The sequence below is a fragment of the Streptomyces sp. NBC_01255 genome (genome assembly GCF_036226445.1).
Taxonomy (GTDB): Bacteria; Actinomycetota; Actinomycetes; order Streptomycetales; family Streptomycetaceae; genus Streptomyces.
In genome coordinates this window covers 2787324-2810772 of the sequence record NZ_CP108474.1, presented here as the reverse complement: position 1 = coordinate 2810772, position 23449 = coordinate 2787324, and the positions used below count along the sequence as shown (strand labels likewise).

The following is a 23449-nucleotide window of genomic DNA, read 5'->3' as shown; positions in this document are numbered from 1 at the left end:
GCATGCCGGTCACCGCGCCCCCCGATGAGGATCTCGACGTCCTGCGCCGGCAGGACCCGGAGATCGCCGACGTGCTGCTCGGCGAGGTGCGGCGGCAGAGCGACAGTCTGCAGCTGATCGCCGCGGAGAACTTCGCCTCGCCCGCCGTCCTCGCCGCCCTCGGTTCCCCGCTCGCCAACAAGTACGCCGAGGGCTACCCCGGCGCCCGCCATCACGGCGGCTGCGAGTACGCCGACGCCGCCGAGCGGATCGCCGTGGAACGGGCCACCGCGCTCTTCGGAGCCGAGCACGCGAACGTCCAGGCGCACTCGGGCTCCTCGGCCGTCCTGGCGGCGTACGCGGCGCTTCTCAGGCCCGGTGACACGGTCCTGGCCATGGGTCTTGAGCACGGCGGGCACCTCACCCACGGTTCGCCCGCCAACTTCTCCGGCCGGTGGTTCGACTTCGTCCCGTACGGAGTCGACGCCGAGACCGGCCTCGTCGACTACGAGCAGGTCGCCGCCCTCGCCCGGCACCACCGCCCCAAGGCGATCGTCTGCGGTTCGATCTCCTACCCGCGCCACCTCGACTACCGGATCTTCCGGGAGATCGCCGACGAGGTCGGGGCGTATCTCATCGCCGACGCGGCCCACCCGATCGGCCTGGTCGCCGGGGGAGCGGCACCCAGCCCCGTCCCGTACGCCGACGTCGTCTGCGCCACCACCCACAAGGTCCTGCGCGGTCCGCGCGGCGGAATGATCCTGTGCGGCGCCGAGCTCGCGGGGCGGATCGACCGGGCCGTGTTCCCGTTCACCCAGGGCGGCGCCCAGATGCACACGATCGCGGCCAAGGCGGTGGCGTTCGGCGAGGCGTCCACTCCGGCGTTCGCCACGTACGCCCATCAGGTGGTGGAACACGCACGGGTCCTCGCCGCCGCACTCGCCGCCGAGGGCTTCGCGCTCACCACCGGCGGGACCGACACCCACCTCATCACCGCCGACCCCGCGCCCCTCGGCGTCGACGGCCGGACCGCACGCGCCCGGCTCGCCGCCGCCGGCATGGTGCTCGACACCTGCGCCCTGCCCTACGGGGAAGGGCGCGGCATCCGACTCGGTACGGCCGCCGTCACCACGCAGGGCATGGGTGCCCCGGAGATGGCGAGAGTTGCCGCACTGTTCACCGCCGCGCTACGGGATGATCCCGCCGAGACCGCCCGTGTCAGGGCGGAAGTACGTGCCCTGACCGGCCGATTTCCCCCGTTCGGACGCTGAGGAAAACCCGAGCGCAACCGTTCGGGCGGCCCGCGTGTCTCCAAGCACATGGACGGCACGGCTAGGGTGTGGGGCTGAGATGGCCAGCGATTCCTGTGGGGCAGCCCGTGCGTGATTACCTGCTGACGCTCTGTGTCACGGCCGCGGTGACGTACCTCCTCACCGGTCCGGTGCGGAAGTTCGCCATCGCGACCGGGGCGATGCCGGAGATCCGCGCCCGCGACGTACACCGAGAACCGACTCCGCGGCTCGGTGGCATCGCCATGTTCTTCGGGCTGTGCACGGGCTTGCTCGTCGCCGACCACCTGCAGAACCTGAGCAGCGTCTTCGAGCTGTCCAACGAGCCGCGCGCGCTGCTCTCCGGTGCCGCGCTGATCTGGCTGATCGGCGTCCTCGACGACAAGTTCGAGCTGGACGCGCTCATCAAGCTGGGCGCGCAGATGATCTCGGCGGGCGTGATGGTCGCGCAGGGTCTGACGATCCTGTGGCTGCCGATCCCCGGCGTCGGCGTCGTCTCCCTGACCCCTGGGCAGGGCACGCTCCTGACGGTCGCCCTGGTCGTCGTCACCATCAACGCCGTGAACTTCGTCGACGGTCTCGACGGCCTCGCCGCCGGCATGGTCTGCATCGCCGCCGCGGCCTTCTTCCTGTACGCCTACCGGCTCTGGTACGGGTACACGATCGAGGCCGCCGCCCCCGCGACGCTCTTCACCGCCATCCTCATGGGCATGTGCCTGGGCTTCCTGCCGCACAACATGCACCCGGCGCGCATCTTCATGGGCGACTCGGGCTCGATGCTGATCGGTCTGATCCTGGCCGCCTCGGCGATCTCGATCACCGGCCAGGTCGACCCGGACGCGCTGAAGATCTTCGAGGGCTCGACCCGGCAGGCCACCCACGCCGCCCTGCCCGTCTTCATCCCGCTGGTGCTGCCGCTCACGATCATCGCGATCCCGATGGCCGACCTGGTCCTCGCGATCGTGCGCCGTACGTGGAAGGGCCAGTCGCCGTTCGCGGCCGACCGCGGGCACCTGCACCACCGGCTCCTGGAGATCGGGCACTCGCACAGCCGCGCGGTGCTGATCATGTACTTCTGGTCGGCGCTGATCGCCTTCGGGACGCTGGCGTACTCGGTCCACTCGGCCTCGATGTGGATCGTCCTCGGCATCACCGTGCTCAGCGCGATCGGTCTGGTGCTGCTCCTGCTGCCGCGCTTCACACCGCGCGCTCCGCGCTGGGCGCAGGCCGTCGTCCCGCCGCGCTACCGGCGCCGCAAGCCGGCCCCCGTACCGGAGGTCGCCGCGAGCGTCGAGGTCGACGAGGGCGCGGACGTGGCGGAGGAGCGGGTTCCGGTGCCCGCGGGGCTCCACGGGGCCACCGCCATCGGCAACCGCGGGCGCTTCTCCGATCGACGGAAGGCCGGAACGCCGAGTTGACGAAAGCCGCTTCGGCGGCCATTAGCAGACAACTCGCCCTCGTGCCGTGCACACACGCGCGGACTAACCCTCATGTGTGACAGTTGGCACACCTTACGGGTAAAGAACTACTCAAATAGTTTGTGATACCGTTCACGAGACCCGGCGACAGTGCCGAAAGACCGTAGTGCGACGGTCCGTTGGCCCCGAGACCCACCTCGGACCGGGCTTACGCTCGTCCATGACGACACCATCGCCCCCTCCAGCAAGCGGAGACACCGCCATGCCGTCCAACGACGCACGCATCCTTCTGCACACCATCGTTCCCACCGCTGTCGTCGGCGTTGTCGCCACGGTCATCAGCGGCGTGCTCGCGGGTGGCAAGGGGGCGATCGGCGCCGTCGTCGGCACTCTGGTCGTGATCCTCTTCATGGGTATCGGGCAGGTGGTTCTGCAGCGGACGGCGAAGTCGCTTCCGCACCTCTTCCAGGCCATGGGGCTGATGCTCTACACGGCCCAGCTGCTGGTGCTCTTCATCTTCCTTGCCTTGCTCAAGAACACCACGCTGTTCGACTTCAAGGCCTTCGCCTTCACGCTGCTCGCGACGACCGTGGTGTGGGTCGCCGCGCAGGCCCGTGCCTACATGAAGGCCAAGATCACGTACATCGACCCCGGAAACACGGGGTCGAAGTCGTGAAGGGTAGGGCCGGGATAAAGCCACGTTCGGCTTCCTGCTATCGTCCGGTGCCAACTGCGGCACTGCGGGCGCGGGCATCCGAGACGCCTGTCCCAGCGCGAGGCTCGATGCCGAACCGCCGCCCCCTTATCCGTAAGACCAGTCCAGTGCCGACCCGCGGCTGCGTGCCGCGCCGACACAACGAGGTTGCCGTACCTATGCGCCACGCTGAAGGAGCCCGCGGTGAGTGCTGACCAGACGCTTGCCTTCGACCCGGATTGCCACATCTTCAGTGGATGCGGCTTCCCGGCTCCGGGCCTGCACACGTTCATGTACGAGCCCATCGCCACGGTGGCCGGCATCGAGATCACGAAGCCGATGCTGCTCGCCGTGCTCGGGTCGATCGTGGTCGTCGGGTTCTTCTGGGCCGCCTTCAACAAGCCCAAGCTGATCCCCGGCAAGATGCAGATGGTCGGCGAGGCCGGTTACGACTTCGTGCGCCGCGGCATCGTCTACGAGATCATCGGCAAGAAGGACGGCGAGAAGTACGTCCCCTTCATGGTGTCGTTGTTCTTCTTCGTCTGGATCATGAACCTCTGGTCGATCATTCCGCTCGCCCAGTTCCCGGTCACCTCGCTGATCGCCTTCCCGGCCGGTCTCGCGCTGATCGTGTACGTCATGTGGATCTCGCTCACCTTCAAGAAGCACGGCTTCGTGGGCGGCTGGAAGAACATCGTCGGTTACGACAAGTCCCTCGGTGCCATTCTCCCGATGGTCGTCGTCCTCGAGTTCTTCTCGAACCTCCTGATCCGGCCCTTCACGCACGCGGTGCGACTGTTCGCGAACATGTTCGCCGGTCACCTGCTGATCGTGATGTTCTCGCTGGCCACCTGGTACCTCATGAACGGCCTCGGCTTCGTCTACGCCGGCGCCTCGTTCGTGATGGTCCTCGTGATGACCGCCTTCGAGCTCTTCATCCAGGCCGTCCAGGCGTACGTCTTCGTCCTCCTGGCCTGCAGCTACATCCAGGGCGCGCTCTCCGAGCACCACTGAGCGATCCGTCCCGGATCGTAGCTTCACCCCCAATCCAACAGTCGTCCGGTGGCCAACCCCCACCGGGTCATTGAAAGAGAAGGAAGTAACGGCATGTCCGCTGCTCTCGAACTGGTCAACCTCGCCGCCCCCGGTGACTCCGCCAAGACCACCCTCGTCGGCAACGTCGCGTCCATCGGCTACGGCCTCGCCGCGATCGGCCCCGGCGTCGGCGTCGGCATCATCTTCGGTAACGGTACGCAGGCCCTCGCCCGCCAGCCCGAGGCTGCCGGTCTGATCCGCACCAACCAGATCATGGGCTTCGCGTTCTGTGAGGCGCTCGCCCTCATCGGCATCGTCATGGGCTTCGTCTACCAGTAAGCCGGACCGACAGCCCGATTCTTTTACGGAAGGCACTGATGTGAACGCGCTTCTTCTTGCGCAGGCGGAGGAGCCCCAGCCTCCTCTGCTGCCGCATCTTGACGAGCTCGTCATCGGCCTGATCGCCTTCGTCATCGTCTTCGGCTTCCTCGCCAAGAAGCTCCTCCCGAACATCAACAAGGTTCTGGACGAGCGTCGCGAGGCCATCGAGGGTGGCATCGAGAAGGCCGAGTCGGCCCAGATCGAGGCCCAGAGCGTGCTGGAGCAGTACAAGGCCCAGCTCGCCGAGGCCCGCCACGAGGCCGCGCGTCTTCGCCAGGAGGCGACGGAGCAGGGCACCGCGATCATCCAGGAGATGAAGGCGGAAGGCCAGCGCCAGCGCGAGGAGATCATCGCGGCCGGCCACTCGCAGATCGAGGCCGACCGCAAGGCCGCGTCCGCGTCGCTGCGTCAGGACGTGGGCAAGCTCGCCACCGACCTGGCCGGCAAGCTGGTCGGCGAGTCCCTCGAGGACACCGCCCGCCAGAGCCGGACGATCGACCGCTTCCTCGATGAGCTCGAGGAGAAGGCAGAGGCCGTCCGATGAACGGAGCGAGCCGCGAGGCACTGTCCGCCGCCCGCGAGTCCCTCGACGCACTGACCGACAACACGTCGGCCGACGCGACGAAGCTCTCGGACGAGCTGACCGCCGTCACCGCGCTCCTCGACCGCGAGGTGTCGCTGCGCCGGGTCCTGACCGACCCCGCACAGTCGGGCGAGGCCAAGGCCGAGCTCGCGCAGCGACTCCTGAGCGGTCAGGTGGGCGGCGAGACCGTCGACCTGGTCTCGGGCATGGTGCGCAACCGCTGGTCGCGTTCGCGTGACCTCGTCGACGTCGCGGAGGAGCTGGCGAACATCGCCGACCTCACCGCGGCGCAGAAGGCGGGCGCGCTCGACGACGTCGAGGACGAGCTGTTCCGGTTCGGCCGGATCGTGTCCTCCAGCCCCGAGCTCCGCTCGGCGCTGACGGACAAGGCCGCCACGGCCACCGCCAAGGGCGCGCTGCTCCGCAGCCTGCTCGGCGGCAAGGCCCACGCGACCACCGAGCGTCTGGTCGTCCGTCTGGTGACCCAGCCCCGGGGACGTAGCCTGGAAGCGGGACTCGAGTCCCTCTCCAAGCTCGCCGCGGCGCGCCGGAACCGGATGGTCGCCGTCGTCACCACGGCGGTGCCGCTGTCCGACCAGCAGAAGCAGCGCCTCGGTGCCGTCCTGGCCAAGCTGTACGGCCGGGAGATGCACCTGAACCTCGACGTGGACCCGGCGGTCCTCGGCGGGATCACGGTGCAGGTCGGCGACGAGGTCATCAACGGGACCATCGCGGAGCGCCTCGGCGAGGCGACCCGGCGACTGGCCGGCTGACGGCTGCGGCCACCAAAGCAACAAGCATCACAGCATCACCAGCGGCCCGGTTGGGCCGTGCAGAGATTGCAGAAGATTCCTGGGGGTCGGCCCCCAGACCCCTTAAGAAACTTCGGGCCCAACAAGGAGAGCAGGGAACCCAGATGGCGGAGCTCACGATCCGGCCGGAGGAGATCCGGGACGCACTGGAGAACTTTGTCCAGTCGTACCAGCCGGACGCGGCCTCGCGCGAGGAGGTCGGCACGGTCAGCCTGGCCGGCGACGGCATCGCGAAGGTCGAGGGTCTTCCCTCGGCCATGGCGAACGAGCTGCTGAAGTTCGAGGACGGCACCCTCGGCCTCGCGCTGAACCTCGAAGAGCGCGAGATCGGTGCGATCGTCCTCGGCGAATTCAGCGGCATCGAGGAGGGACAGTCGGTGCAGCGCACCGGCGAGGTCCTCTCCGTCGGTGTCGGTGAGGGCTACCTCGGCCGCGTTGTCGACCCGCTCGGCAACCCGATCGACGGCCTCGGCGAGATCGCGACCGAGGGCCGCCGCGCCCTCGAGCTGCAGGCCCCGGGCGTTATGGCCCGTAAGTCGGTGCACGAGCCGATGGAGACCGGCTACAAGGCCGTCGACGCCATGACGCCGGTCGGCCGTGGTCAGCGTCAGCTGATCATCGGTGACCGTCAGACCGGCAAGACCGCTCTGTGCGTCGACACGATCATCAACCAGCGCGACAACTGGCGCTCGGGCGACGTGAACAAGCAGGTTCGCTGCATCTACGTCGCCGTCGGCCAGAAGGGCTCGACCATCGCGTCCGTTCGCGGCGCCCTGGAAGAGGCCGGTGCGCTCGAGTACACGACGATCGTCGCCGCCCCGGCGTCCGACCCGGCCGGCTTCAAGTACCTGGCGCCGTACACCGGTTCCGCCATCGGTCAGCACTGGATGTACCAGGGCAAGCACGTCCTGATCGTCTTCGACGACCTGTCGAAGCAGGCCGACGCCTACCGCGCCGTGTCGCTGCTGCTGCGCCGCCCGCCGGGCCGTGAGGCCTACCCGGGTGACGTCTTCTACCTGCACTCGCGTCTGCTCGAGCGCTGCGCGAAGCTCTCGGACGAGCTCGGTGCCGGTTCGATGACCGGTCTGCCGATCGTCGAGACCAAGGCGAACGACGTGTCGGCGTTCATCCCGACCAACGTCATCTCCATCACCGACGGCCAGTGCTTCCTGGAGTCCGACCTGTTCAACGCCGGCCAGCGCCCGGCCCTGAACGTCGGTATCTCGGTCTCCCGTGTCGGTGGCTCCGCCCAGCACAAGGCGATGAAGCAGATCTCCGGCCGCCTCCGCGTGGACCTGGCCCAGTTCCGTGAGCTCGAGGCGTTCGCCGCCTTCGGTTCGGACCTGGACGCCGCCTCCAAGGCGCAGCTGGAGCGTGGACAGCGCATGGTCGAGCTGCTCAAGCAGGCTCAGTACCAGCCGATGCCCACCGAGAACCAGGTCGTCTCCGTCTGGGCCGGCACCACCGGCAAGATGGACGACGTCCCGGTCGTCGACATCCGTCGCTTCGAGGCCGAGCTCCTGGCGTACCTCCGCCAGAACCACTCGGGTCTCATGACCTCCATCCGTGAGGGCGGCAAGATGTCCGACGACACCCTGCAGTCCGTCGGTGACGCCATCGCGGAGTTCAAGAAGCAGTTCGAGACCTCTGACGGCAAGCTGCTGGGCGAGGACGCTCCTGCCGCCGTCAACGTCTCGAAGTGACGACGGAAGGGACCTGACTCATGGGAGCGCAGCTCCGGGTCTACAAGCGTCGCATCAAATCCGTCACCGCGACGAAGAAGATCACCAAGGCGATGGAGATGATCGCCGCCTCGCGTGTCGTCAAGGCGCAGCGCAAGGTACAGGCGTCGACTCCGTACGCGACCGAGCTGACCCGCGCGGTCACGGCGGTGGCCACGGGTGCGAATGACAAGCACCCGCTGACCACCGAGGCGGAGAACCCGATCCGTGCCGCGGTCCTGCTCCTCTCGAGCGACCGCGGTCTGGCCGGCGCCTTCAACTCCAACGCCATCAAGGCGGCGGAAAAGCTGACGGCGAAGCTGGAAGGCGAGGGCCGCGAGGTCACCGTCTACGTCGTCGGCCGTCGTGGCATCGCGCACTACAACTTCCGCGAGCGGAAGCTGGCCGGTACGTGGACCGGGTTCACGGACCAGCCGTCGTACGGCGACGCCAAGACGATCGCGGCACCGCTGATCGAGGCGATCGAGAAGGACACGGCCGACGGCGGTGTGGACGAGCTCCACATCATCTACACCGAGTTCGTCTCGATGATGACGCAGACGGCGGTCGAGGCCCGGCTGCTGCCCCTCAGCCTCGACGAGGTGGCGAAGGAGGCCGGCGAGTCGGACACGCTCCGCCCGCTGTACGACTTCGAGCCGTCGGCGGAGGACGTCCTCGACGCCCTGCTGCCCCGGTACGTCGAGAGCCGTATCTACAACGCGCTGCTCCAGTCGGCTGCTTCCAAGCACGCCGCCACGCGCCGCGCGATGAAGTCGGCTACCGACAACGCGGGAGACTTGATCAACAATCTCTCCCGACTTGCCAACGCGGCCCGCCAGGCCGAAATCACCCAGGAAATCAGCGAGATCGTCGGTGGCACCGCAGCCCTGGCCGACGCGACCGCGGGGAGTGACAAGTAATGACGACCACTGTTGAGACGGCCGCCGCCACGGGCCGCGTCGCCCGGGTCATCGGCCCGGTCGTCGACGTGGAGTTCCCCGTCGACGCGATGCCGGCGATCTACAACGCGCTGCACGTCGAGGTCATGGACCCGACCGAGGAGGGCGCGACCAAGACGCTGACCCTCGAGGTCGCCCAGCACCTCGGTGACGGCGTCGTCCGCGCCATCTCCATGCAGCCCACCGACGGCCTGGTCCGCCAGGCCCCGGTGACCGACACGGGCACGGGCATCACCGTCCCCGTCGGTGACGTCACCAAGGGCCGTGTGTTCAACACGCTCGGTGAGGTGCTGAACGACGATGCCTCCACCGTGGCCGACGCGCCGCGCTGGACGATCCACCGCAAGGCCCCGGCCTTCGACCAGCTCGAGTCCAAGACCGAGATGTTCGAGACCGGCCTGAAGGTCGTCGACCTTCTCACCCCGTACGTCAAGGGTGGAAAGATCGGTCTGTTCGGTGGTGCCGGTGTCGGCAAGACCGTTCTGATCCAGGAAATGATCGTCCGTGTGGCCAAGCTGCACGACGGTGTCTCGGTCTTCGCGGGCGTCGGCGAGCGCACCCGTGAGGGCAACGACCTCATGGTCGAGATGGAAGAAGCGGGCGTTCTGGACAAGACCGCGCTTGTCTTCGGCCAGATGGACGAGCCGCCGGGCACGCGTCTCCGCGTCGCCCTTGCCGGTCTGACCATGGCGGAGTACTTCCGCGATGTGCAGAAGCAGGATGTTCTCTTCTTCATCGACAACATCTTCCGCTTCACCCAGGCCGGTTCCGAGGTGTCGACCCTGCTCGGCCGTATGCCCTCCGCGGTGGGTTACCAGCCGAACCTGGCCGACGAGATGGGTCTCCTCCAGGAGCGCATCACCTCGACCCGTGGTCACTCGATCACCTCGATGCAGGCGATCTACGTCCCCGCGGACGACCTGACCGACCCGGCTCCGGCCACCACCTTCGCCCACCTCGACGCGACGACGGTTCTTTCCCGTCCGATCTCCGAGAAGGGCATCTACCCGGCCGTGGACCCGCTGGACTCCACGTCCCGGATCCTGGACCCGCGCTACATCGCGCAGGACCACTACGACGCCGCCACGCGCGTCAAGGGAATCCTGCAGAAGTACAAGGACCTCCAGGACATCATCGCGATTCTCGGTATCGACGAGCTGAGCGAGGAGGACAAGCTCGTTGTCCACCGCGCCCGCCGTGTCGAGCGCTTCCTGTCCCAGAACACCCACGCGGCGAAGCAGTTCACCGGTGTGGACGGTTCGGACGTTCCGCTCGACGAGTCGATCGCCGCGTTCAACGCGATCTGCGACGGTGAGTACGACCACTTCCCCGAGCAGGCCTTCTTCATGTGTGGTGGCATCGAGGACCTCCGGAAGAACGCCAAGGAGCTTGGCGTCTCCTGAGCCCCGTGCTCCGAGGGGGGCGGGATCCGGTCCCGCCCCCCTCACCACGCCCATTAGAATTGACCCCAACACCCGGCACGACCGCCGGGTGGTGACCCGAGGAGCCACCCTTGGCTGCTGAGCTGCACGTCGAGCTGGTCGCCGCGGACCGGAGTGTCTGGTCCGGCGAGGCCACCTTGGTCATCGCGCGTACCACCTCCGGCGACATCGGCGTCATGCCCGGCCACCAGCCGCTGCTCGGTGTGCTGGAGTCGGGCCCGGTGACCATCCGTACCAGTGAGGGCGCGACCGTCGTCGCCGCCGTCCACGGCGGATTCATCTCCTTCGCCGACGACAAGCTGTCTCTGCTCGCGGAGATCTGCGAGCTGGCGGACGAGATCGACGCCCAGCGCGCCGAGCGCGCGCTGGAGCGTGCGAAGTCGGACTCCGACGCCGCCGCCGAGCGGCGCGCCGATGTCCGGCTGCGCGCGGTAGCGGTCCGCTGACGGTCCGCGCCGAGTAGAAGTGCCCTCAGCCGCGGCACGGTCCGGATGATTCCGGACCGTGCCGCGGCTGAGGCGATGCAGATGCACGTGTATTTCGGTTCGGCCGGCTGTGCCGGCTACGGGACACAGCGAGGAGGTCGGTGAAGATGTTCCTCGCTCTGCTCGTGTGCGGCCTGGTCGTCGCACTGGTGGTGATCGGGCTCTTCGTCTTCGGCTTGCGCAGGAGGCTGATCCAGCGCGCCGGCGGCACCTTCGACTGCTCCCTGCGCTGGGATATCCCCGACGAGCCGGACCCGACCGGCAAGGGCTGGGTGTACGGCGTCGCCCGCTACAGCGGTGACGAGATCGCCTGGTTCCGGGTCTTCTCGTACGCGCCCCGCCCGCGCCGCGTCCTGGAGCGCTCGGCCATCGTGGCCCTGGAGCGCCGGATGCCGGAGGGCGAGGAAGAGCTCGCGCTGCTCTCCGACGCGGTGATCCAGGCCTGTACGTACGACGGGATCCGGCTGGAGCTCGCGATGAGCGAGGACGCCCGGACCGGTTTCATGGCCTGGCTGGAGGCGGCGCCTCCCGGCCAGAGGGTGAACGTGGCGTAAGACGTGTACGTGAAGAAGCGGGGGTCGGCGTGCTGCGCCGGCCCCCGCTTCGTCGTGCGTGCTAGTTCAGGCCGGTGTTGATGGCGCCGACGAGTTCGCCGTTGCCGGTGTCACCGCTGAACTCCCAGAAGAACGCGCCGCCCAGGCCCTGGTTCTTCGCCCAGCTCATCTTGGACGTGACCGTGGCCGGGGTGTCGTAGCTCCACCAGTTGGTACCGCACTTGGCGTACGCCGTGCCCGCGACGGTTCCGGTGGCCGGGCAGGACGTCTTGAGGACCTTGTAGTCCTCGATGCCCGGCTCGTAGGTGCCCGTCGCGGGACCGGTCGCCGTGCCGCCCGGGGCGGCCTGGGTGACGCCGGTCCAGCCGCGGCCGTAGAAGCCGATGCCGAGGAGGAGCTTGGAGGCGGGGACGCCCTTCGCCTTGAACTTGGCGATCGCCTCGGCGGAGTTGAAGCCCGCCTGCGGGATGCCGGCGTACGAGGTGAGCGGGGAGTGCGGGGCCGTCGGACCCTGCGCCGCCCAGGCGCCGAAGAAGTCGTACGTCATGACGTTGAACCAGTTCATGTACTGCGCGGCGCCCGCGTAGTCGGCGGCGTCGATCTTGCCGCCGGGGGAGGCGTCGGCCGTGACGGCCGCGGTGACCAGGTTGTTGGCGCCGAACTTGGCGCGCATGGCCTGCATCATGTTCTTGAAGGAGGCGGCGCCGCTGGTGTCACAGGACAGACCGCAGGCGTTCGGGTACTCCCAGTCCAGGTCGATGCCGTCGAAGACGTCGGCCCAGCGCGGGTCCTCGACCAGGTCGTAGCAGGACTGGGCGAAGGCGGTCGGGTTCTGCACGGCCTGGCCGAAGCCGCCGGACCAGGTCCAGCCGCCGAAGGACCAGAGGATCTTGATGTTCGGGTAGGCCTTCTTCAGCTTGCGCAGCTGGTTGAAGTTGCCACGCAGCGGCTGGTCCCAGGTGTCGGCGACGCCGTCGACGGACTGGTCGGCGGTGTAGGCCTTGTCGTAGTCGGCGTAGGCGTCACCGATGGTGCACTTGCCGCCCGTGACGTTGCCGAAGGCGTAGTTGATGTGGGTGATCTTGGACGCGGAGCCCGAGGTCACGATGTTCTTCACGTGGTAATTGCGGCCGTAGACGCCCCAGTTCGTGAAGTAACCCATCTTCACCACGTTCGGGGGCGGGGTGCCGCCTCCGCCGGTGGTGCGGACGGGGACCGGGCCGGCGGCGGGGCCGGTCTGGTCGATGGTGTCGCGGGCGACGACCGTGTAGCTGTAGTCGGTGCCGGCGGACAGGCCCTGGTCGGTGTACGTCAGACCGGTGAGCGTGGTGACCTTCGTGCCGTCGCGCAGGACGTCGTAGTTCTTGACGCCCTTGTCGTCGGTCGCGGCGGTCCAGGTCAGCTTCACCGAGGTGTCGGTGATGTTGGAGGCGACCGGGGTGCCGGGGGCCGAGGGCGGGTTGTCGCCCGGCTGGGAGGTGCCGTCGCAGGCGGCGCCGTTGATCTTACAACCGGTGGGCGCGCCCGGGCCGGTGCCGTTGTAGCCGAAGGAGACGGAGGCGCCGGGCGCGAGGGTCCCGTTCCAGCCGACGTTCTTGGCGGTCCAGTGGTTTCCGGAGCTGGTGACGGTGGCGTCCCAGGCGGAGGTGACCGCGGTGCCGGCGGGGTAGTCCCACTCGACGGTCCAGGAGCTGATGGTGGTGGTGCCGGTGTTCTTGACGGTCCAGTTGGCGCCGAAACCGGTGCCCCAGTCCTGGGTCTTGGTGTAGGTCGCCGTGGCCGAGGTGGCCGCTTCGGCGGGGGTGGCGAGGCCGACCATGGCGGCCAGCGGCAGTATCAGGGCGGTCAGACCGGCGGCGGCCCGGCGTCTGAACCCTGTTCTGCGCGTCGGTGCTTGAGTGCTCAACGGTGCTCCTCAAGTTGCGGACGGACAAGGTGGGGGTGGTCCGTGAAGATGCGCGCGCCCCGCGAGCGTAGGAAGGTCTGGACCAATCGTCAAGAGGTCCAGACCAACGTTGCCGATGTCCCTCTAGACGCCCAACTCCTGTGCTAGGACGGCCGCTTGGACCCTGCTGCGCAGCTCCAGCTTCCCCAGCACCTTGCTGACGTGCGTCTTCACCGTCGCCTCCGCCATGTCGAGGCGTACCGCGATCTCCGCGTTCGACAGACCGCCGCCCAGCGCCGACAGCACCTCGCGCTCGCGGGGGGTCAGGGCGTCGAGCACCGCCGGGTCCGTCCCGGACGTCGCACGCGCCGGGCGGCCCGTCGCGGCGAACTCGGCGATCAGCCGCCGGGTCACCGCCGGCGCGATGAGCCCCTCGCCGCGCGCCACCGTCCGCACCGCCTCGATCAGCTCCCGCGCCTCCGCGTTCTTCAGCAGGAAGCCCGCTGCGCCCGCCCGCAGCGCCCCGAAGACGTACGTGTCCAGGTCGAAGGTCGTCAGGACGAGCACGTCCGCCAGCCCCTCCGAGACCACGATCCCGGTCGCCGTCACCCCGTCCATCCGCGGCATCTGCACGTCCATCAGGACCAGGTCGGGGCGCAGCTCGCGGGCCAGCTCCACCGCGCGCTCCCCGTCCGCCGCCTCCCCGACGACCTCGATGTCCGGTGCGCTGCCCAGGATCAGGACGAGTCCCGCCCGTACCGCGCTCTGGTCCTCGGCGACCACCACCCGTACCGTCATGCCCGCTCCTCGTCGTTCTCGCGCACGGGCAGTTCCGCCCGGACCCGCCACCTTCTGCGTCCCTCGTCGTCCGTGACCGGACCCGCCTCGAAGACCCCGTCGAGCAGGGCCACCCGCTCCCGCATCCCCACCAGACCGGCCCCCGAACCGGGCGCGGTCGGCCCGGACCGTGCCCCGAACGGACTCGTCACCCGGACCCACAGCGCGCCCGGATCCTGGCCCAGGGTCACCCGCACCTCGCCGGGCGCCGCGTGCTTGAGCGCGTTCGTCAGGGACTCCTGCACGATCCGGTACGCGGCCAGCTCCACCGGCGCCGGGAGGCCCGCCGGGCTCTTCCGTGTGTCGTCGAGGACGAGGACGAGACCGCTCGGCTCCGCGTTGGCCGCGGACTGGGCCACCAGCGCGTCCAGACCCGCGAGCGTGGGCGCGGCGGCCGGCTCCGCGTCCCCGCTGCCGTCCCGCAGCAGCCCGATCAGCCGCCGCATCTCGGCGAGACCCGCCACGCTGTTCTCCCGGATCACGGTCAGTGCCTGCCGCGTGGTGGCCGGCTCGTCGAGCGAGAGCGCGGCCGTGGAGTGGATCGCGATCGCGGAGAGGTGGTTGGCCACCATGTCGTGCAGCTCGCGCGCCATCCGGGACCGCTCGGCCACCACGGCCTGCGCCCGGTCCATCTCGGCGAGGAGCGCGGTCTGCTCGGCCCGCAGCCGGGCGGCGTCCGCCGCCTCCCGGTGGTTGCGGACGATCGCGCCCGTCACCGCCGGCAGGAAGGAGATCATGCCCGTGAGCACACCGACGAGGAGCGCGATCGCGTTCTGCCACCAGACGAGGAACCCCACCGTGGTCGCGACGGTGATCAGTCCGGTGGTGTAGGGGACGCGCCGGGCCTGGGCAGGCGTGCCGTACACCACGGCCGCGTAGACCACGTCGGTGAACATCAGGACCGTGGCGAGATTGCCGTTGGTGAACTGGTCGCCGACGATCGCCAGGGTGCCGACGATCAGGGCGGTCCGGGGAGCGGTACGGCGTACGGCCTCCATGCCGGCCATCACCGTCAGCGGGATCAGTGTCGCCCAGCGCTGACCGAAGACGTGGTCCCCGGTCACGTACAGACCGAACGACCACAGGATCAGGCCGCCGACCAGTCCGGTGGCGGCGATGAACACGTCGATGCGGTGCGGGCGGGGGAGCGTCACGTACCCATCCAACACGCCCCCACGTGCGCGGACGTCCTCGTCCGGGCCGATCCGTCCCTCCGTCGAAGGATGTAGGCGGACTTCGTCACCGGCGACGACGAACCGTGTCCGATCCCACGGGACGCTGAGGGGGAACCGAAAGGGGAACACCGTGATCGTCACGCTGATCGTGATCTGCGAGGTGGGCTTCTGGGTCCTGCTGGCCGCCGGCCTCGCCACCCGCTACCTCCTGAAGATGCCCCGGGCGGGCATGGCGCTGCTGCTGTGCGAGCCGCTCCTCGAGGTCCTGCTCCTGGTCGTCACCGTGATCGATCTCAAGAACGGGGCCGAACCGAGCTGGCGGCACGGGCTCGCCGCCGTCTACATCGGCTACACCGTCGGCCACGGCCACCGGACCGTGAAGTGGCTCGACGGCCACGCCGCCCACCGCCTCGGCGGCGCCCCGCCGCCCCCGAAGCCGCCGCAGTACGGCATGGCGCGCGCCCGCCACGAGGGCAGCATCTGGCTCGGCTCGGTGGTCGCCGCGTCCGTCGCCTCCGTGCTGCTGCTCCTGGCGATCTGGTACGTCGGCGGCGACGGGAACACCGACGGGCTGCGGAGCTGGATCTTCGGCGCCTGGCGGGCGGCGGGCATCCACGGCCTGATCGCGCTCAGCTACGCGATCTGGCCGAAGAAGGCCCCGGAAGGGATCTCGGAAGACGGCTCAGCGGTCTCCGCCGGGGACCCAGAGCACGTCCCCGACCTCCTTGTTCGCGGCTCGCGCAAGGATGCTGCATCCCCCGGGGGCGACCCCCGGACCCCCGGCATGGGGCGGCAGTCGGACTAGCGGTCTCCGCCGGGGACCCAGAGCACGTCCCCGACCTCCTTGTTCGCGGCTCGCGCAAGGATGAAGAGCAGGTCTGAGAGGCGGTTGAGGTACGTGGCGGTCAGTGCGTTCATCGACTCGCCGTGCACTTCGAGGGCCGCCCATGTGGAGCGCTCCGCCCGCCGGACCACCGTGCACGCCTGGTGCAGCAGTGCCGCACCGGGCGTGCCGCCCGGCAGGATGAAGGAGCGCAGCTTCTCGAGCTCCTCCAGGAAGCGGTCGCAGTCGGCCTCCAGCTTGTCGACGTACGCCTGCTCGACGCGGAGCGGCGGGTACTTGGGGTCCTCCACCACGGGCGTGCAGAGGTCGGCCCCCACGTCGAACAGGTCGTTCTGGACGCGGACGAGGACCTTCACGACCTCCTCGTCCAGCTGCCCGAGGGCGACGGCCGTGCCGATGACGGCGTTCGCCTCGTTGGCGTCGGCGTAGGCCGAGATCCGCAGATCCGTCTTGGCGGTCCGGCTCATGTCACCGAGGGCCGTGGTGCCCTGGTCGCCGGTACGGGTGTAGATGCGCGTCAGATTGACCATGGGCCCAGCCTAGTTAGACACCGGCGCTCCGGAACGTCCGTGTGCCGACCGTCACGGCGAGCGTCGTCAGCGCGAGGGCGACGAGCACCCCGTACAGCACGGCCGGTGTCGTGTAGTGGCCGATGTACACCTCCCGGACCGCGTCCACCAGATAGCGGAACGGCATCAGGTGCGACAGCACGTCCAGCCAGCCGGGGGCGAGGGCCATCGGCAGCATCAGGCCCGACAGCAGCATCGACGGCATCGCGAGCGTGTTGATCGCGGGGCCGAACTCCTGCGGGCTCGGCAGCTTCAGGGCCAGCGCGTACGAGAGCGAGGCGAGCGCCGCCGAGAGCAGGGCGACGAAGCCGAAGCCGATCAGGATCCCGGGGAGCGGCGCCCTGAGGCCCATCGGGACGGCCACCAGGACGAGCAGCACCGCCTGGAAGACGAAGAGCGCGGCGTCCCGCAGGACCCGGCCGAGCAGCAGCGCCAGTCGGCTCACCGGAGTGACCCGCATCCGGTCGAACACGCCCCAGTTCTTCTCCATGATGATCGAGAACCCGGCGAACGAGGCGCCGAAGAGGCCGAGTTGGAGCAGCAGGCCCGGGACGAGGATCTGCCAGGAGTCGCCCTCGCGGCCCAGCGGGAGACCGGTGAGCAGCGGCCCGAAGAAGAACAGGTAGAGCAGCGGCATCAGCGCGCCGAAGAAGATCTGGAACGGGGAGCGCAGGGTCTGGCGGGCGTACCGCCCGAAGAGCAGCGCGGTGTCGTGGAGAAGCATCAGGGGTCCTAGACCGCTACGGGAGTGGTGTCGACGGGGGCCGGGCCGCGCCCGGTGATGGCGAGGAAGGCGTCCTGGAGGGTGGTCGCGCCGTGCGCGGCCTTGAGGGCGGCGGGGCTGCCCTCGGCGACGACCGTGCCCCTGTCCACGATCACGAGCCGGTCGGCGAGCGCGTCGGCCTCGTCCAGGTAGTGCGTGGTGAGGACGACGGTCGTGCCGTACTCGTCGCGCAGCCGCCGCACGAGGGCCCACAGGTCGGCGCGGCTGCCGGGGTCGAGGCCGGTCGTCGGCTCGTCGAGGAGGAGGATCTCCGGCCGGTGGGTGAGCCCCATCGCGAGGTCGAGTCTCCGGCGCTGGCCGCCGGAGAGCGCCGGGGTCGGCCGGTCGAGGAGTTCCGTGAGGTGGAGGTCCACCGCGAGTTCCTCGGCGCGGGCGGTCGCGCGGGTGCGGTCGAGGCCGTAGAGCCTGCCCTGGAGGACGAGCTCGGAGCGGACCGTCTCCTGGGGGTCCAGGCCGCCGGACTGGGCCACGTACCCGATGCGTCGGCGGACGGCCGCGGGGTCCTTGACGAGGTCGTGGCCGGCGACGGTGGCGGCGCCGCCGGTGGGCGGGAGCAGAGTCGTGAGCATCCGCAGGGTGGTCGTCTTGCCGGCGCCGTTGGGGCCGAGGAGTCCGAGGATCTCGCCTGGCCGGACGGTCAGGTCGATTCCGCGGACGGCCTCCACGGGGCCGTTCTTGCCGGGGAAGGTCCGGGCGAGCCCGGCCGTACTGATGATGGGCATGGCGACTACAAAAACAGAGTCACTACAATTTTGCAATGCCACCAAGTTTTCGGGTGGTCCAAAATTTCAGGGAGCCTAGGATGTGGGCATGGCCGAGGGACTCAGGGAACGCAAGAAGCGCGAGACGAAGCAGCGGATCTCGGACATCGCGACCGGACTCTTCCTGGAACACGGCTTCGTGGCCGTGACCGTCGCCGACGTCGCCGAGGCGGCGGACGTCTCCGTGAACACCGTCTACAACTACTTTCCGGCCAAAGAGGACCTCTTCCTCGACCGCATGGACGGCGTCACCCAGCGCCTCGCCCGGATGATCCGCGGCCGCGACCGGGGCGAGTCCGCCGCCGCGGCCGTCCTGCGCGAGCTGCGCCAGGACATCGGCGCGGTCTCGCCCGCGTACGGACTCATGGACGGCTTCGACGCCTTCATGCACGTCATCGAGCACGCCCCCACCCTCAAGGCCCGGCTCTTCCACCTCCAGCAGCAGGTCCACGACGCCGTCGTCGCCACCCTCCGCGAGGAGACCGGGGCCGCCGGGGACGACCCGCTGCCGCTGCTCGTCGGCGGCCAGCTCGCCTGGATCGAGAGCACCGTCGTCGCCTACATCACCCGGGAGATGACCGCGGGACGCAAGGCGACGACCGTCTCCCGCGAGGCCCTCGTCCTCCTCGACGAGATCGAGGAGCTGCTGAGCGAGAGGGTCCTGACGTACGCCGTACGCGAGGGCTGAGCGGGCGGAGGAGGTGTCGTGAGTGTGACGTCCGTCAAAGAGGGCGTGACGCGCATTACTTAGCGGTCACATGGCGCCCCGCGACCGCTAATCTCCGCCGGAGAGTCAGAAGTGAACAGGCGTTAAGGGGTGGAACATCGTGGCCAGGAAGCTCGCCGTCATCGGGGCCGGACTCATGGGATCCGGCATCGCGCAGGTCTCGGCACAGGCGGGCTGGGACGTCGTCCTGCGTGACGTCACCGACGCCGCCCTGACCCGTGGCACCGACGGCATCAAGGCGTCGTACGACCGGTTCGTCGCGAAGGGCAAGCTGAGCGCCGCCGACGCCGAGGCCGCCCTCGGCCGGATCACCGCCACCACCGACCTCGAGGCCGTCGCCGACGCCGACATCGTCGTCGAGGCCGTCTTCGAGAACCTCGACGTCAAGCACGAGATCTTCCGCTCGCTCGACAAGATCGCCAAGGACGGCGCCGTCCTCGCCTCCAACACCTCCGCGATCCCGATCACCAAGATCGCCGCGGTCACCGAGCGCCCCGAGGCCGTCGTCGGCGTCCACTTCTTCTCGCCGGTCCCGATGATGCAGCTCGTCGAGCTGGTCCGCGGCTACAAGACCAGCGACGCCACCCTGGCCGCCGCCCGGGAGTTCGCCGAGTCCGTCGGCAAGACCTGCATCGTCGTCAACCGCGACGTGGCCGGCTTCGTCACCACCCGCCTCATCTCGGCCCTCGTCGTCGAGGCCGCCAAGCTCTACGAGTCGGGCGTCGCCACCGCCGAGGACATCGACATCGCCTGCAAGCTCGGCTTCGGCCACGCCATGGGCCCGCTCGCCACCGCCGACCTCACCGGCATCGACATCCTGGTGAACGCGGCCAACAACATCTACACCGAGTCCCAGGACGAGAAGTTCGCACCCCCGGAGCTGATGCGCCGGATGGTGGACGCGGGTGACATCGGGCGCAAGAGCGGGCAGGGCTTCTACAAGCACTGAGCCCGGCCCGCCACCCCGCCTCACTCCGTGGGGTGAATTTCGGTACCGGTTCGCTGACAAGGCGCAACGCTTCTGCTGCTGCGGCAGTCAGTTGTTGCGAAGACGGAGCACTCTCGGGGAGCGCATATGCACATCAGGGGCGACCACGTCGAGCTGGTCGTCGGGGGCCGCCTCGACGTCCGCAGCGCGGCGGACGCCCGTACGGTCCTGCACTCGGCCGTCGACGACGGAGTCGGCGATCTGGTGCTCGACCTGACCGGCCTCGACTCCTGGGACGCGACCGGGCTCGGCGTGATCATGGGCGCTCACCGGAGGGCCGGCCGCTGCGGCCGGCGCCTCGTGCTGCGCGGGGTGCCGCCCCAGATGCAGCGGCTGCTCGTGGCCACCCGGCTCCACCGCATCCTCGCCATCGAGGGCGGCCTCGCCGCGGAGTCACTGCCCCGGGTGTGAGGGGGGCGGGTGTCACCGGCGCGGGCGGGACCGGCGGGTGTGACGCGGCGCGGGCGGGACCCGGCGGGCGGACATGGCGCGGGTGTGACCGGCGGGTGTGACGCGGTGCGGGTGGACCAGCGGGCGTGATGCGGTGCGGGTGGGACCCGGCGGGCCCAGGTGACAGGGGGGACACGGCCCTGTGAAGCAGCTGTGTGAACCCGGCGTCACGCTCAATCCTCACAAGACCGTGACGTCTTGGTCTCCGGAGCACCCCGGCTGTTCCCGAGCGCCTGACCACGGTCTAGGGTTCGGTCGCCTGCACATTGACGGACCCACCCGGCGGGCACCTGACACCGCTTCTTGGGGGCTTGGACCATGGACCCGATCAACCCTGGGTCGGAGCAGTACGGTCACGACACCGAGGGCGAGGACGCCCGCCCCGCGCTCGGCTCCGCCCTGCCCGAGCGCTCGCCCGCGGCCCCCGCGCGCGCCCGCGTCGTCCGGCTCGTCTCCGGCGAGCTGCTCCTCACCGTCAACCCCGTCGACGGCAGCGAGATAGAACCCTGCCCGCCGGGCCAGGCGCCCGCGGCCCCCCGCCGCCGCACCCCCGAGGAGCGCGCCGAGGCCGCCCGCGCCGCGGCCCCGCCCGTACCGCCCGGTCCCGCCGCCCCCGCGCTGCCCCTTCTCGAACGCCAGGAGCAGCGCGAGCGGCTCGCCGAGATCCTCGCCCGCGGCCGCTCCGCCCGCCTGACCGGCCCCGCCGGATCCGGCCGCACCGCGCTCCTCGACGCGGTCGCCGCCGACTGCGCGGAGCTCGCCCCCGACGGCGTCGTCCGCCTCTCCGGCCACCACCGCACGTCCACCGAGCTCCTCCACGAACTGTTCGCCACCGTCCGGTACGCCCCGAACCACCGGCCCGACCGGCCCGAGCTCCTCGACCGGCTCCGCGACATCGGCGCCGTCGTCGTGGTCGACGACCTGGAGTTCGGCGGCGCCGCCCTCGACGAACTCCTCGCCGCCGCCCCCGAGTGCGCCTTCCTCCTCGCCGCCGCCCCCGACGCGCCCGCCCCCTCGGCCGGCGCCCACGTCGAGGAGGTCGCCCTCGCGGGCCTCGGTCGCGGCGCCTCCCTCAAGCTCCTGGAGAGCGCCGTCGGCCGCACCCTCACCGACGAGGAGGCCAACTGGGCCGGCGACCTGTGGTTCGAGTCCGAGGGACTGCCCCTGCGCTTCGTCCAGGCCGGGGCGCTGCTGCGCCAGCGCGACCGGCTGCGCGTCACCCCGGCCGAGTTCGACGCCTTCGGCGCCCTCGAAGAGGCCTTCGGGCCGACCGACCCCGCGGCGGCCGCCGTTGCCGCAGCCGCCGCGTTCGACGGCGTCGAGGACGCCGACGTCGAACTCCGCGAGATACCCCTGCCCAGCCTCGGCGAGGGCGCTGCCCCCGCCGCGCTGCTCGCCTCGCGCCTCAGCCGCTCCGCCCAGGCCGCCCTGCGCTTCGCCGTGGCCCTCGGCGGCGAGGTCCCGCATCAGGCCCACCTGCCGGCCCTCGTCGGCGACACCCACGCCGACGCCGCCCTCGGCGAGCTCGTCGCCTGCGGGCTGCTCTCCCCGGTCGGCACCCGCTACCGGCTCGCCGCCGGGGTCCTGACCCAGCTCCTCGCCCACGGGTACGCGCACGAGGCCGCCGACCGCGTCCACGCCACCGCCCAGCACTACGCCTGGTGGGCCGGTCACCCCTCCGTCACGCCCGAACGCGCCGCCGCCGAGTCCGACGCCCTCCTCGCCGCCCTGGCCGCGCTCGTTCCCGGCAGCGAGGCCGGCACCGACGGAGAGCGCCGGGCCACCGCCGTCCTCCTCGCCCGCGCCGCCGCGCCCGCCTTCGCCGCCGGACTGCACTGGGGCGCCTGGGAGCGGGCCCTGCGCGTCGGGCAGGAGGCCGCCCGGCTCACCGGGGACGTCGCCGAGGAGGCGTACTTCCACCACGAGCTCGGCGTCCTCGCGATCTGCGCCGGAAACCTGGAGCGGGCCCGCGCCGAGCTGGAAGCCTCCATCGGGATGCGCGGGGTGCTCGCCGACAAGCGCGGCACCGTCGCCGGCCGCCGGGCGCTCGCCCTCGTCGCCGACCTCTCCGGAGAGCACGGCACCCCGGTCGCGGCCCGCGCCGAGGAGCCCGTCTCGCCGCCGCGCGGCACGCCGGCCGTGCGGCGCGCCACCGCCCGGCCGCCGGTCCCGCTGCCGGAGCCGCCCACGGCCCCGCTGCCCGGCGGTCCCGTGCGGGGCCCGGCGGTTCCCCCGGCCTCCGCGATTCCCGCGTTCCCGGACTTCGCCGACGAGGGCCCGACGCTCATCACCCGCCCCGACACCGTCCAGGGCGGCGGCCGCCCGGGCCTCAAGGGGGGCATCCTCACCGGCGCCCGCCGCAACCTCGCCGCCGTCGGCGCGGGCGCGCTCCTGGTGGCCGTCCTCGGCACCGTCGTCACCCTCGGCGCCACCTCCGGCAACGGCGAGGACCCCGCCACGAACCGCGTCACCTCCGACAGCACGGCGACCGAGGACAGCGGCGGCACCGACGACGGCCTCGACGATGACGAGCCACCGGCCGACGGCGAAGAGGGCGAGGGCGGCGAGACCGGCGCCCCCGGCGAGACGGGCGAGCCCACGCACTCCGGATCCCCGAGCCCCTCGGGCTCCGACGGCACCTCGCCGTCGAACGCGCCGACGAGCCCGGGCAGCACCGGTTCCCCGAGCGCATCGGACTCGCCGGGTTCGTCGTCGGATCCGGCGTCCCCGCCGCCGTCTCCGTCGGACAGCCCGTCGGGCACCACCGCCCCCACCACGACCCGGCCGCCGTCGAGCCCGTCGGCCACCACCGGCGGACCGCGTCCGACGACGTCGACGCCGGCCCCGCCGACCACGACGACGCCGCCCCCGACGACCACCCCGCCGCCGACGACCACGCCCCCGACGACCACGCCGCCGCCGACGACCAGTCCTCCGGCGGAGGAGAACTCCCCGAGCAACTCCGCCTCGGCGACCCTCGGCGGCGGCCCGTCGGTCTCCGACAGCCCCGCGTCCTCGGAGACGACGACCGCCTGACCCGCGTACGGATACGGAGACGGGGACGGCCCCGGGCGCGC

General features: G+C 70.4%; 23 protein-coding genes. 17 read left to right on the top strand and 6 right to left on the bottom strand.

The features are described from left to right. Window positions 1-2: 2 nt before the first annotated feature. The 12 genes from glyA to OG357_RS12125 all read left to right on the top strand — a co-directional run bounded on the left by glyA (window position 3) and on the right by OG357_RS12125 (window position 11352). Complete coding sequence (gene glyA / locus OG357_RS12180) at window positions 3-1250, top strand: serine hydroxymethyltransferase (protein ID WP_329621164.1); 1248 nt, start codon at window positions 3-5, stop codon at window positions 1248-1250. A 107-nt stretch (window positions 1251-1357) separates the two neighbouring features. Continuing rightward, window positions 1358-2686, top strand: a complete 1329-nt coding sequence (locus OG357_RS12175) for an MraY family glycosyltransferase (RefSeq protein WP_329621163.1) — start codon at window positions 1358-1360, stop codon at window positions 2684-2686. Between the two features lie 262 nt (window positions 2687-2948). Further along, on the top strand, window positions 2949-3362 hold the full coding sequence (locus OG357_RS12170; RefSeq protein ID WP_329621162.1) for a hypothetical protein: 414 nt from the start codon (window positions 2949-2951) through the stop codon (window positions 3360-3362). Between the two features lie 222 nt (window positions 3363-3584). Then, window positions 3585-4394: a F0F1 ATP synthase subunit A gene (atpB, locus tag OG357_RS12165; protein ID WP_055641315.1), complete on the top strand. Its 810-nt coding sequence runs from the start codon at window positions 3585-3587 to the stop codon at window positions 4392-4394. A 93-nt stretch (window positions 4395-4487) separates the two neighbouring features. After that, on the top strand, window positions 4488-4754 hold the full coding sequence (atpE, locus tag OG357_RS12160; RefSeq protein WP_055599282.1) for an ATP synthase F0 subunit C: 267 nt from the start codon (window positions 4488-4490) through the stop codon (window positions 4752-4754). Between the two features lie 40 nt (window positions 4755-4794). Continuing rightward, on the top strand, window positions 4795-5340 hold the full coding sequence (locus OG357_RS12155; RefSeq protein ID WP_329621161.1) for a F0F1 ATP synthase subunit B: 546 nt from the start codon (window positions 4795-4797) through the stop codon (window positions 5338-5340). Next, window positions 5337-6152: a F0F1 ATP synthase subunit delta gene (locus OG357_RS12150; protein ID WP_317599164.1), complete on the top strand. Its 816-nt coding sequence runs from the start codon at window positions 5337-5339 to the stop codon at window positions 6150-6152. Before OG357_RS12155 ends, OG357_RS12150 begins: the two co-directional genes overlap by 4 nt. 143 nt (window positions 6153-6295) lie before the next feature. Then, on the top strand, window positions 6296-7894 hold the full coding sequence (atpA, locus tag OG357_RS12145) for a F0F1 ATP synthase subunit alpha (RefSeq protein WP_024761912.1): 1599 nt from the start codon (window positions 6296-6298) through the stop codon (window positions 7892-7894). A gap of 20 nt (window positions 7895-7914) precedes the next feature. Then, the gene (locus tag OG357_RS12140) at window positions 7915-8832 is read left to right on the top strand and encodes a F0F1 ATP synthase subunit gamma (RefSeq protein WP_329621160.1); all 918 of its coding nucleotides are present in this window, start codon (window positions 7915-7917) and stop codon (window positions 8830-8832) included. Continuing rightward, window positions 8832-10274, top strand: coding sequence for a F0F1 ATP synthase subunit beta (gene atpD / locus OG357_RS12135; RefSeq protein WP_317599169.1), 1443 nt, complete (start codon window positions 8832-8834; stop codon window positions 10272-10274). Before OG357_RS12140 ends, atpD begins: the two co-directional genes overlap by 1 nt. Before the next feature lie 110 nt (window positions 10275-10384). Continuing rightward, complete coding sequence (locus OG357_RS12130) at window positions 10385-10759, top strand: F0F1 ATP synthase subunit epsilon (RefSeq protein WP_024761909.1); 375 nt, start codon at window positions 10385-10387, stop codon at window positions 10757-10759. 146 nt (window positions 10760-10905) lie between these two features. After that, entirely contained in the window at window positions 10906-11352 is a 447-nt protein-coding gene (locus OG357_RS12125) for a DUF2550 domain-containing protein (protein WP_317599173.1), read from the top strand. A 61-nt stretch (window positions 11353-11413) separates the two neighbouring features. On the opposite strand, the gene OG357_RS12120 is transcribed toward OG357_RS12125, so the two are convergent. From OG357_RS12120 to OG357_RS12110, 3 genes are all read right to left on the bottom strand, one after another. Next, window positions 11414-13258 carry a glycosyl hydrolase family 18 protein gene (locus OG357_RS12120; protein WP_443066667.1) on the bottom strand — a complete coding sequence of 615 codons (1845 nt, stop codon included), beginning with the start codon at window positions 13256-13258 and terminating at the stop codon, window positions 11414-11416. A gap of 123 nt (window positions 13259-13381) precedes the next feature. Continuing rightward, window positions 13382-14035: a response regulator transcription factor gene (locus OG357_RS12115; protein WP_329621159.1), complete on the bottom strand. Its 654-nt coding sequence runs from the start codon at window positions 14033-14035 to the stop codon at window positions 13382-13384. Further along, window positions 14032-15228 carry a sensor histidine kinase gene (locus OG357_RS12110; protein ID WP_329621158.1) on the bottom strand — a complete coding sequence of 399 codons (1197 nt, stop codon included), beginning with the start codon at window positions 15226-15228 and terminating at the stop codon, window positions 14032-14034. The genes OG357_RS12115 and OG357_RS12110 overlap by 4 nt, the downstream gene beginning before the upstream one ends. A gap of 151 nt (window positions 15229-15379) precedes the next feature. On the opposite strand from OG357_RS12110, the gene OG357_RS12105 reads away from it, so the two are divergent. Continuing rightward, window positions 15380-16054, top strand: a complete 675-nt coding sequence (locus OG357_RS12105) for a hypothetical protein (protein WP_329621157.1) — start codon at window positions 15380-15382, stop codon at window positions 16052-16054. Here the strand turns inward: OG357_RS12105 and OG357_RS12100 are convergent. From OG357_RS12100 to OG357_RS12090, 3 genes are read right to left on the bottom strand one after another with little or no spacing between them, the layout of a single operon-like run. Next, window positions 16051-16623, bottom strand: coding sequence for a cob(I)yrinic acid a,c-diamide adenosyltransferase (locus OG357_RS12100; protein ID WP_329621156.1), 573 nt, complete (start codon window positions 16621-16623; stop codon window positions 16051-16053). The genes OG357_RS12105 and OG357_RS12100 overlap by 4 nt on opposite strands. A gap of 13 nt (window positions 16624-16636) precedes the next feature. Further along, window positions 16637-17386: an ABC transporter permease gene (locus OG357_RS12095; protein WP_329621155.1), complete on the bottom strand. Its 750-nt coding sequence runs from the start codon at window positions 17384-17386 to the stop codon at window positions 16637-16639. Between the two features lie 8 nt (window positions 17387-17394). Continuing rightward, window positions 17395-18168, bottom strand: a complete 774-nt coding sequence (locus OG357_RS12090) for an ABC transporter ATP-binding protein (RefSeq protein ID WP_329621154.1) — start codon at window positions 18166-18168, stop codon at window positions 17395-17397. Between the two features lie 88 nt (window positions 18169-18256). On the opposite strand from OG357_RS12090, the gene OG357_RS12085 reads away from it, so the two are divergent. The 4 genes from OG357_RS12085 to OG357_RS12070 all read left to right on the top strand — a co-directional run bounded on the left by OG357_RS12085 (window position 18257) and on the right by OG357_RS12070 (window position 23408). Continuing rightward, entirely contained in the window at window positions 18257-18895 is a 639-nt protein-coding gene (locus OG357_RS12085; protein WP_329621153.1) for a TetR/AcrR family transcriptional regulator, read from the top strand. Between the two features lie 139 nt (window positions 18896-19034). Beyond that, a complete protein-coding gene (locus OG357_RS12080) occupies window positions 19035-19883 on the top strand; it encodes a 3-hydroxyacyl-CoA dehydrogenase family protein (RefSeq protein ID WP_317599187.1) in 849 nt (282 codons plus the stop codon). 126 nt (window positions 19884-20009) lie between these two features. Next, entirely contained in the window at window positions 20010-20333 is a 324-nt protein-coding gene (locus OG357_RS12075) for an STAS domain-containing protein (protein WP_024761898.1), read from the top strand. A 357-nt stretch (window positions 20334-20690) separates the two neighbouring features. Further along, window positions 20691-23408: an ATP-binding protein gene (locus tag OG357_RS12070; protein WP_329621152.1), complete on the top strand. Its 2718-nt coding sequence runs from the start codon at window positions 20691-20693 to the stop codon at window positions 23406-23408. The last annotated feature ends 41 nt before the right edge of the window (window positions 23409-23449 follow it).

Bases quoted from the DNA above. Each gene is read 5' to 3' on its own strand.
- OG357_RS12075 (WP_024761898.1), top strand. From the start codon at position 20,010: ATGCACATCAGGGGCGACCACGTCGAGCTGGTCGTCGGGGGCCGCCTC.
- OG357_RS12070 (WP_329621152.1), top strand. From the start codon at position 20,691: ATGGACCCGATCAACCCTGGGTCGGAGCAGTACGGTCACGACACCGAG.
- OG357_RS12140 (WP_329621160.1), top strand. From the start codon at position 7,915: ATGGGAGCGCAGCTCCGGGTCTACAAGCGTCGCATCAAATCCGTCACC.
- glyA (WP_329621164.1), top strand. From the start codon at position 3: ATGCCGGTCACCGCGCCCCCCGATGAGGATCTCGACGTCCTGCGCCGG.
- OG357_RS12150 (WP_317599164.1), top strand. From the start codon at position 5,337: ATGAACGGAGCGAGCCGCGAGGCACTGTCCGCCGCCCGCGAGTCCCTC.
- OG357_RS12090 (WP_329621154.1), bottom strand. From the start codon at position 18,168: ATGCCCATCATCAGTACGGCCGGGCTCGCCCGGACCTTCCCCGGCAAG.
- OG357_RS12170 (WP_329621162.1), top strand. From the start codon at position 2,949: ATGCCGTCCAACGACGCACGCATCCTTCTGCACACCATCGTTCCCACC.
- OG357_RS12115 (WP_329621159.1), bottom strand. From the start codon at position 14,035: ATGACGGTACGGGTGGTGGTCGCCGAGGACCAGAGCGCGGTACGGGCG.
- OG357_RS12095 (WP_329621155.1), bottom strand. From the start codon at position 17,386: ATGCTTCTCCACGACACCGCGCTGCTCTTCGGGCGGTACGCCCGCCAG.
- OG357_RS12085 (WP_329621153.1), top strand. From the start codon at position 18,257: ATGGCCGAGGGACTCAGGGAACGCAAGAAGCGCGAGACGAAGCAGCGG.
- atpD (WP_317599169.1), top strand. From the start codon at position 8,832: ATGACGACCACTGTTGAGACGGCCGCCGCCACGGGCCGCGTCGCCCGG.
- OG357_RS12125 (WP_317599173.1), top strand. From the start codon at position 10,906: ATGTTCCTCGCTCTGCTCGTGTGCGGCCTGGTCGTCGCACTGGTGGTG.
- atpA (WP_024761912.1), top strand. From the start codon at position 6,296: ATGGCGGAGCTCACGATCCGGCCGGAGGAGATCCGGGACGCACTGGAG.
- OG357_RS12100 (WP_329621156.1), bottom strand. From the start codon at position 16,623: ATGGTCAATCTGACGCGCATCTACACCCGTACCGGCGACCAGGGCACC.
- atpE (WP_055599282.1), top strand. From the start codon at position 4,488: ATGTCCGCTGCTCTCGAACTGGTCAACCTCGCCGCCCCCGGTGACTCC.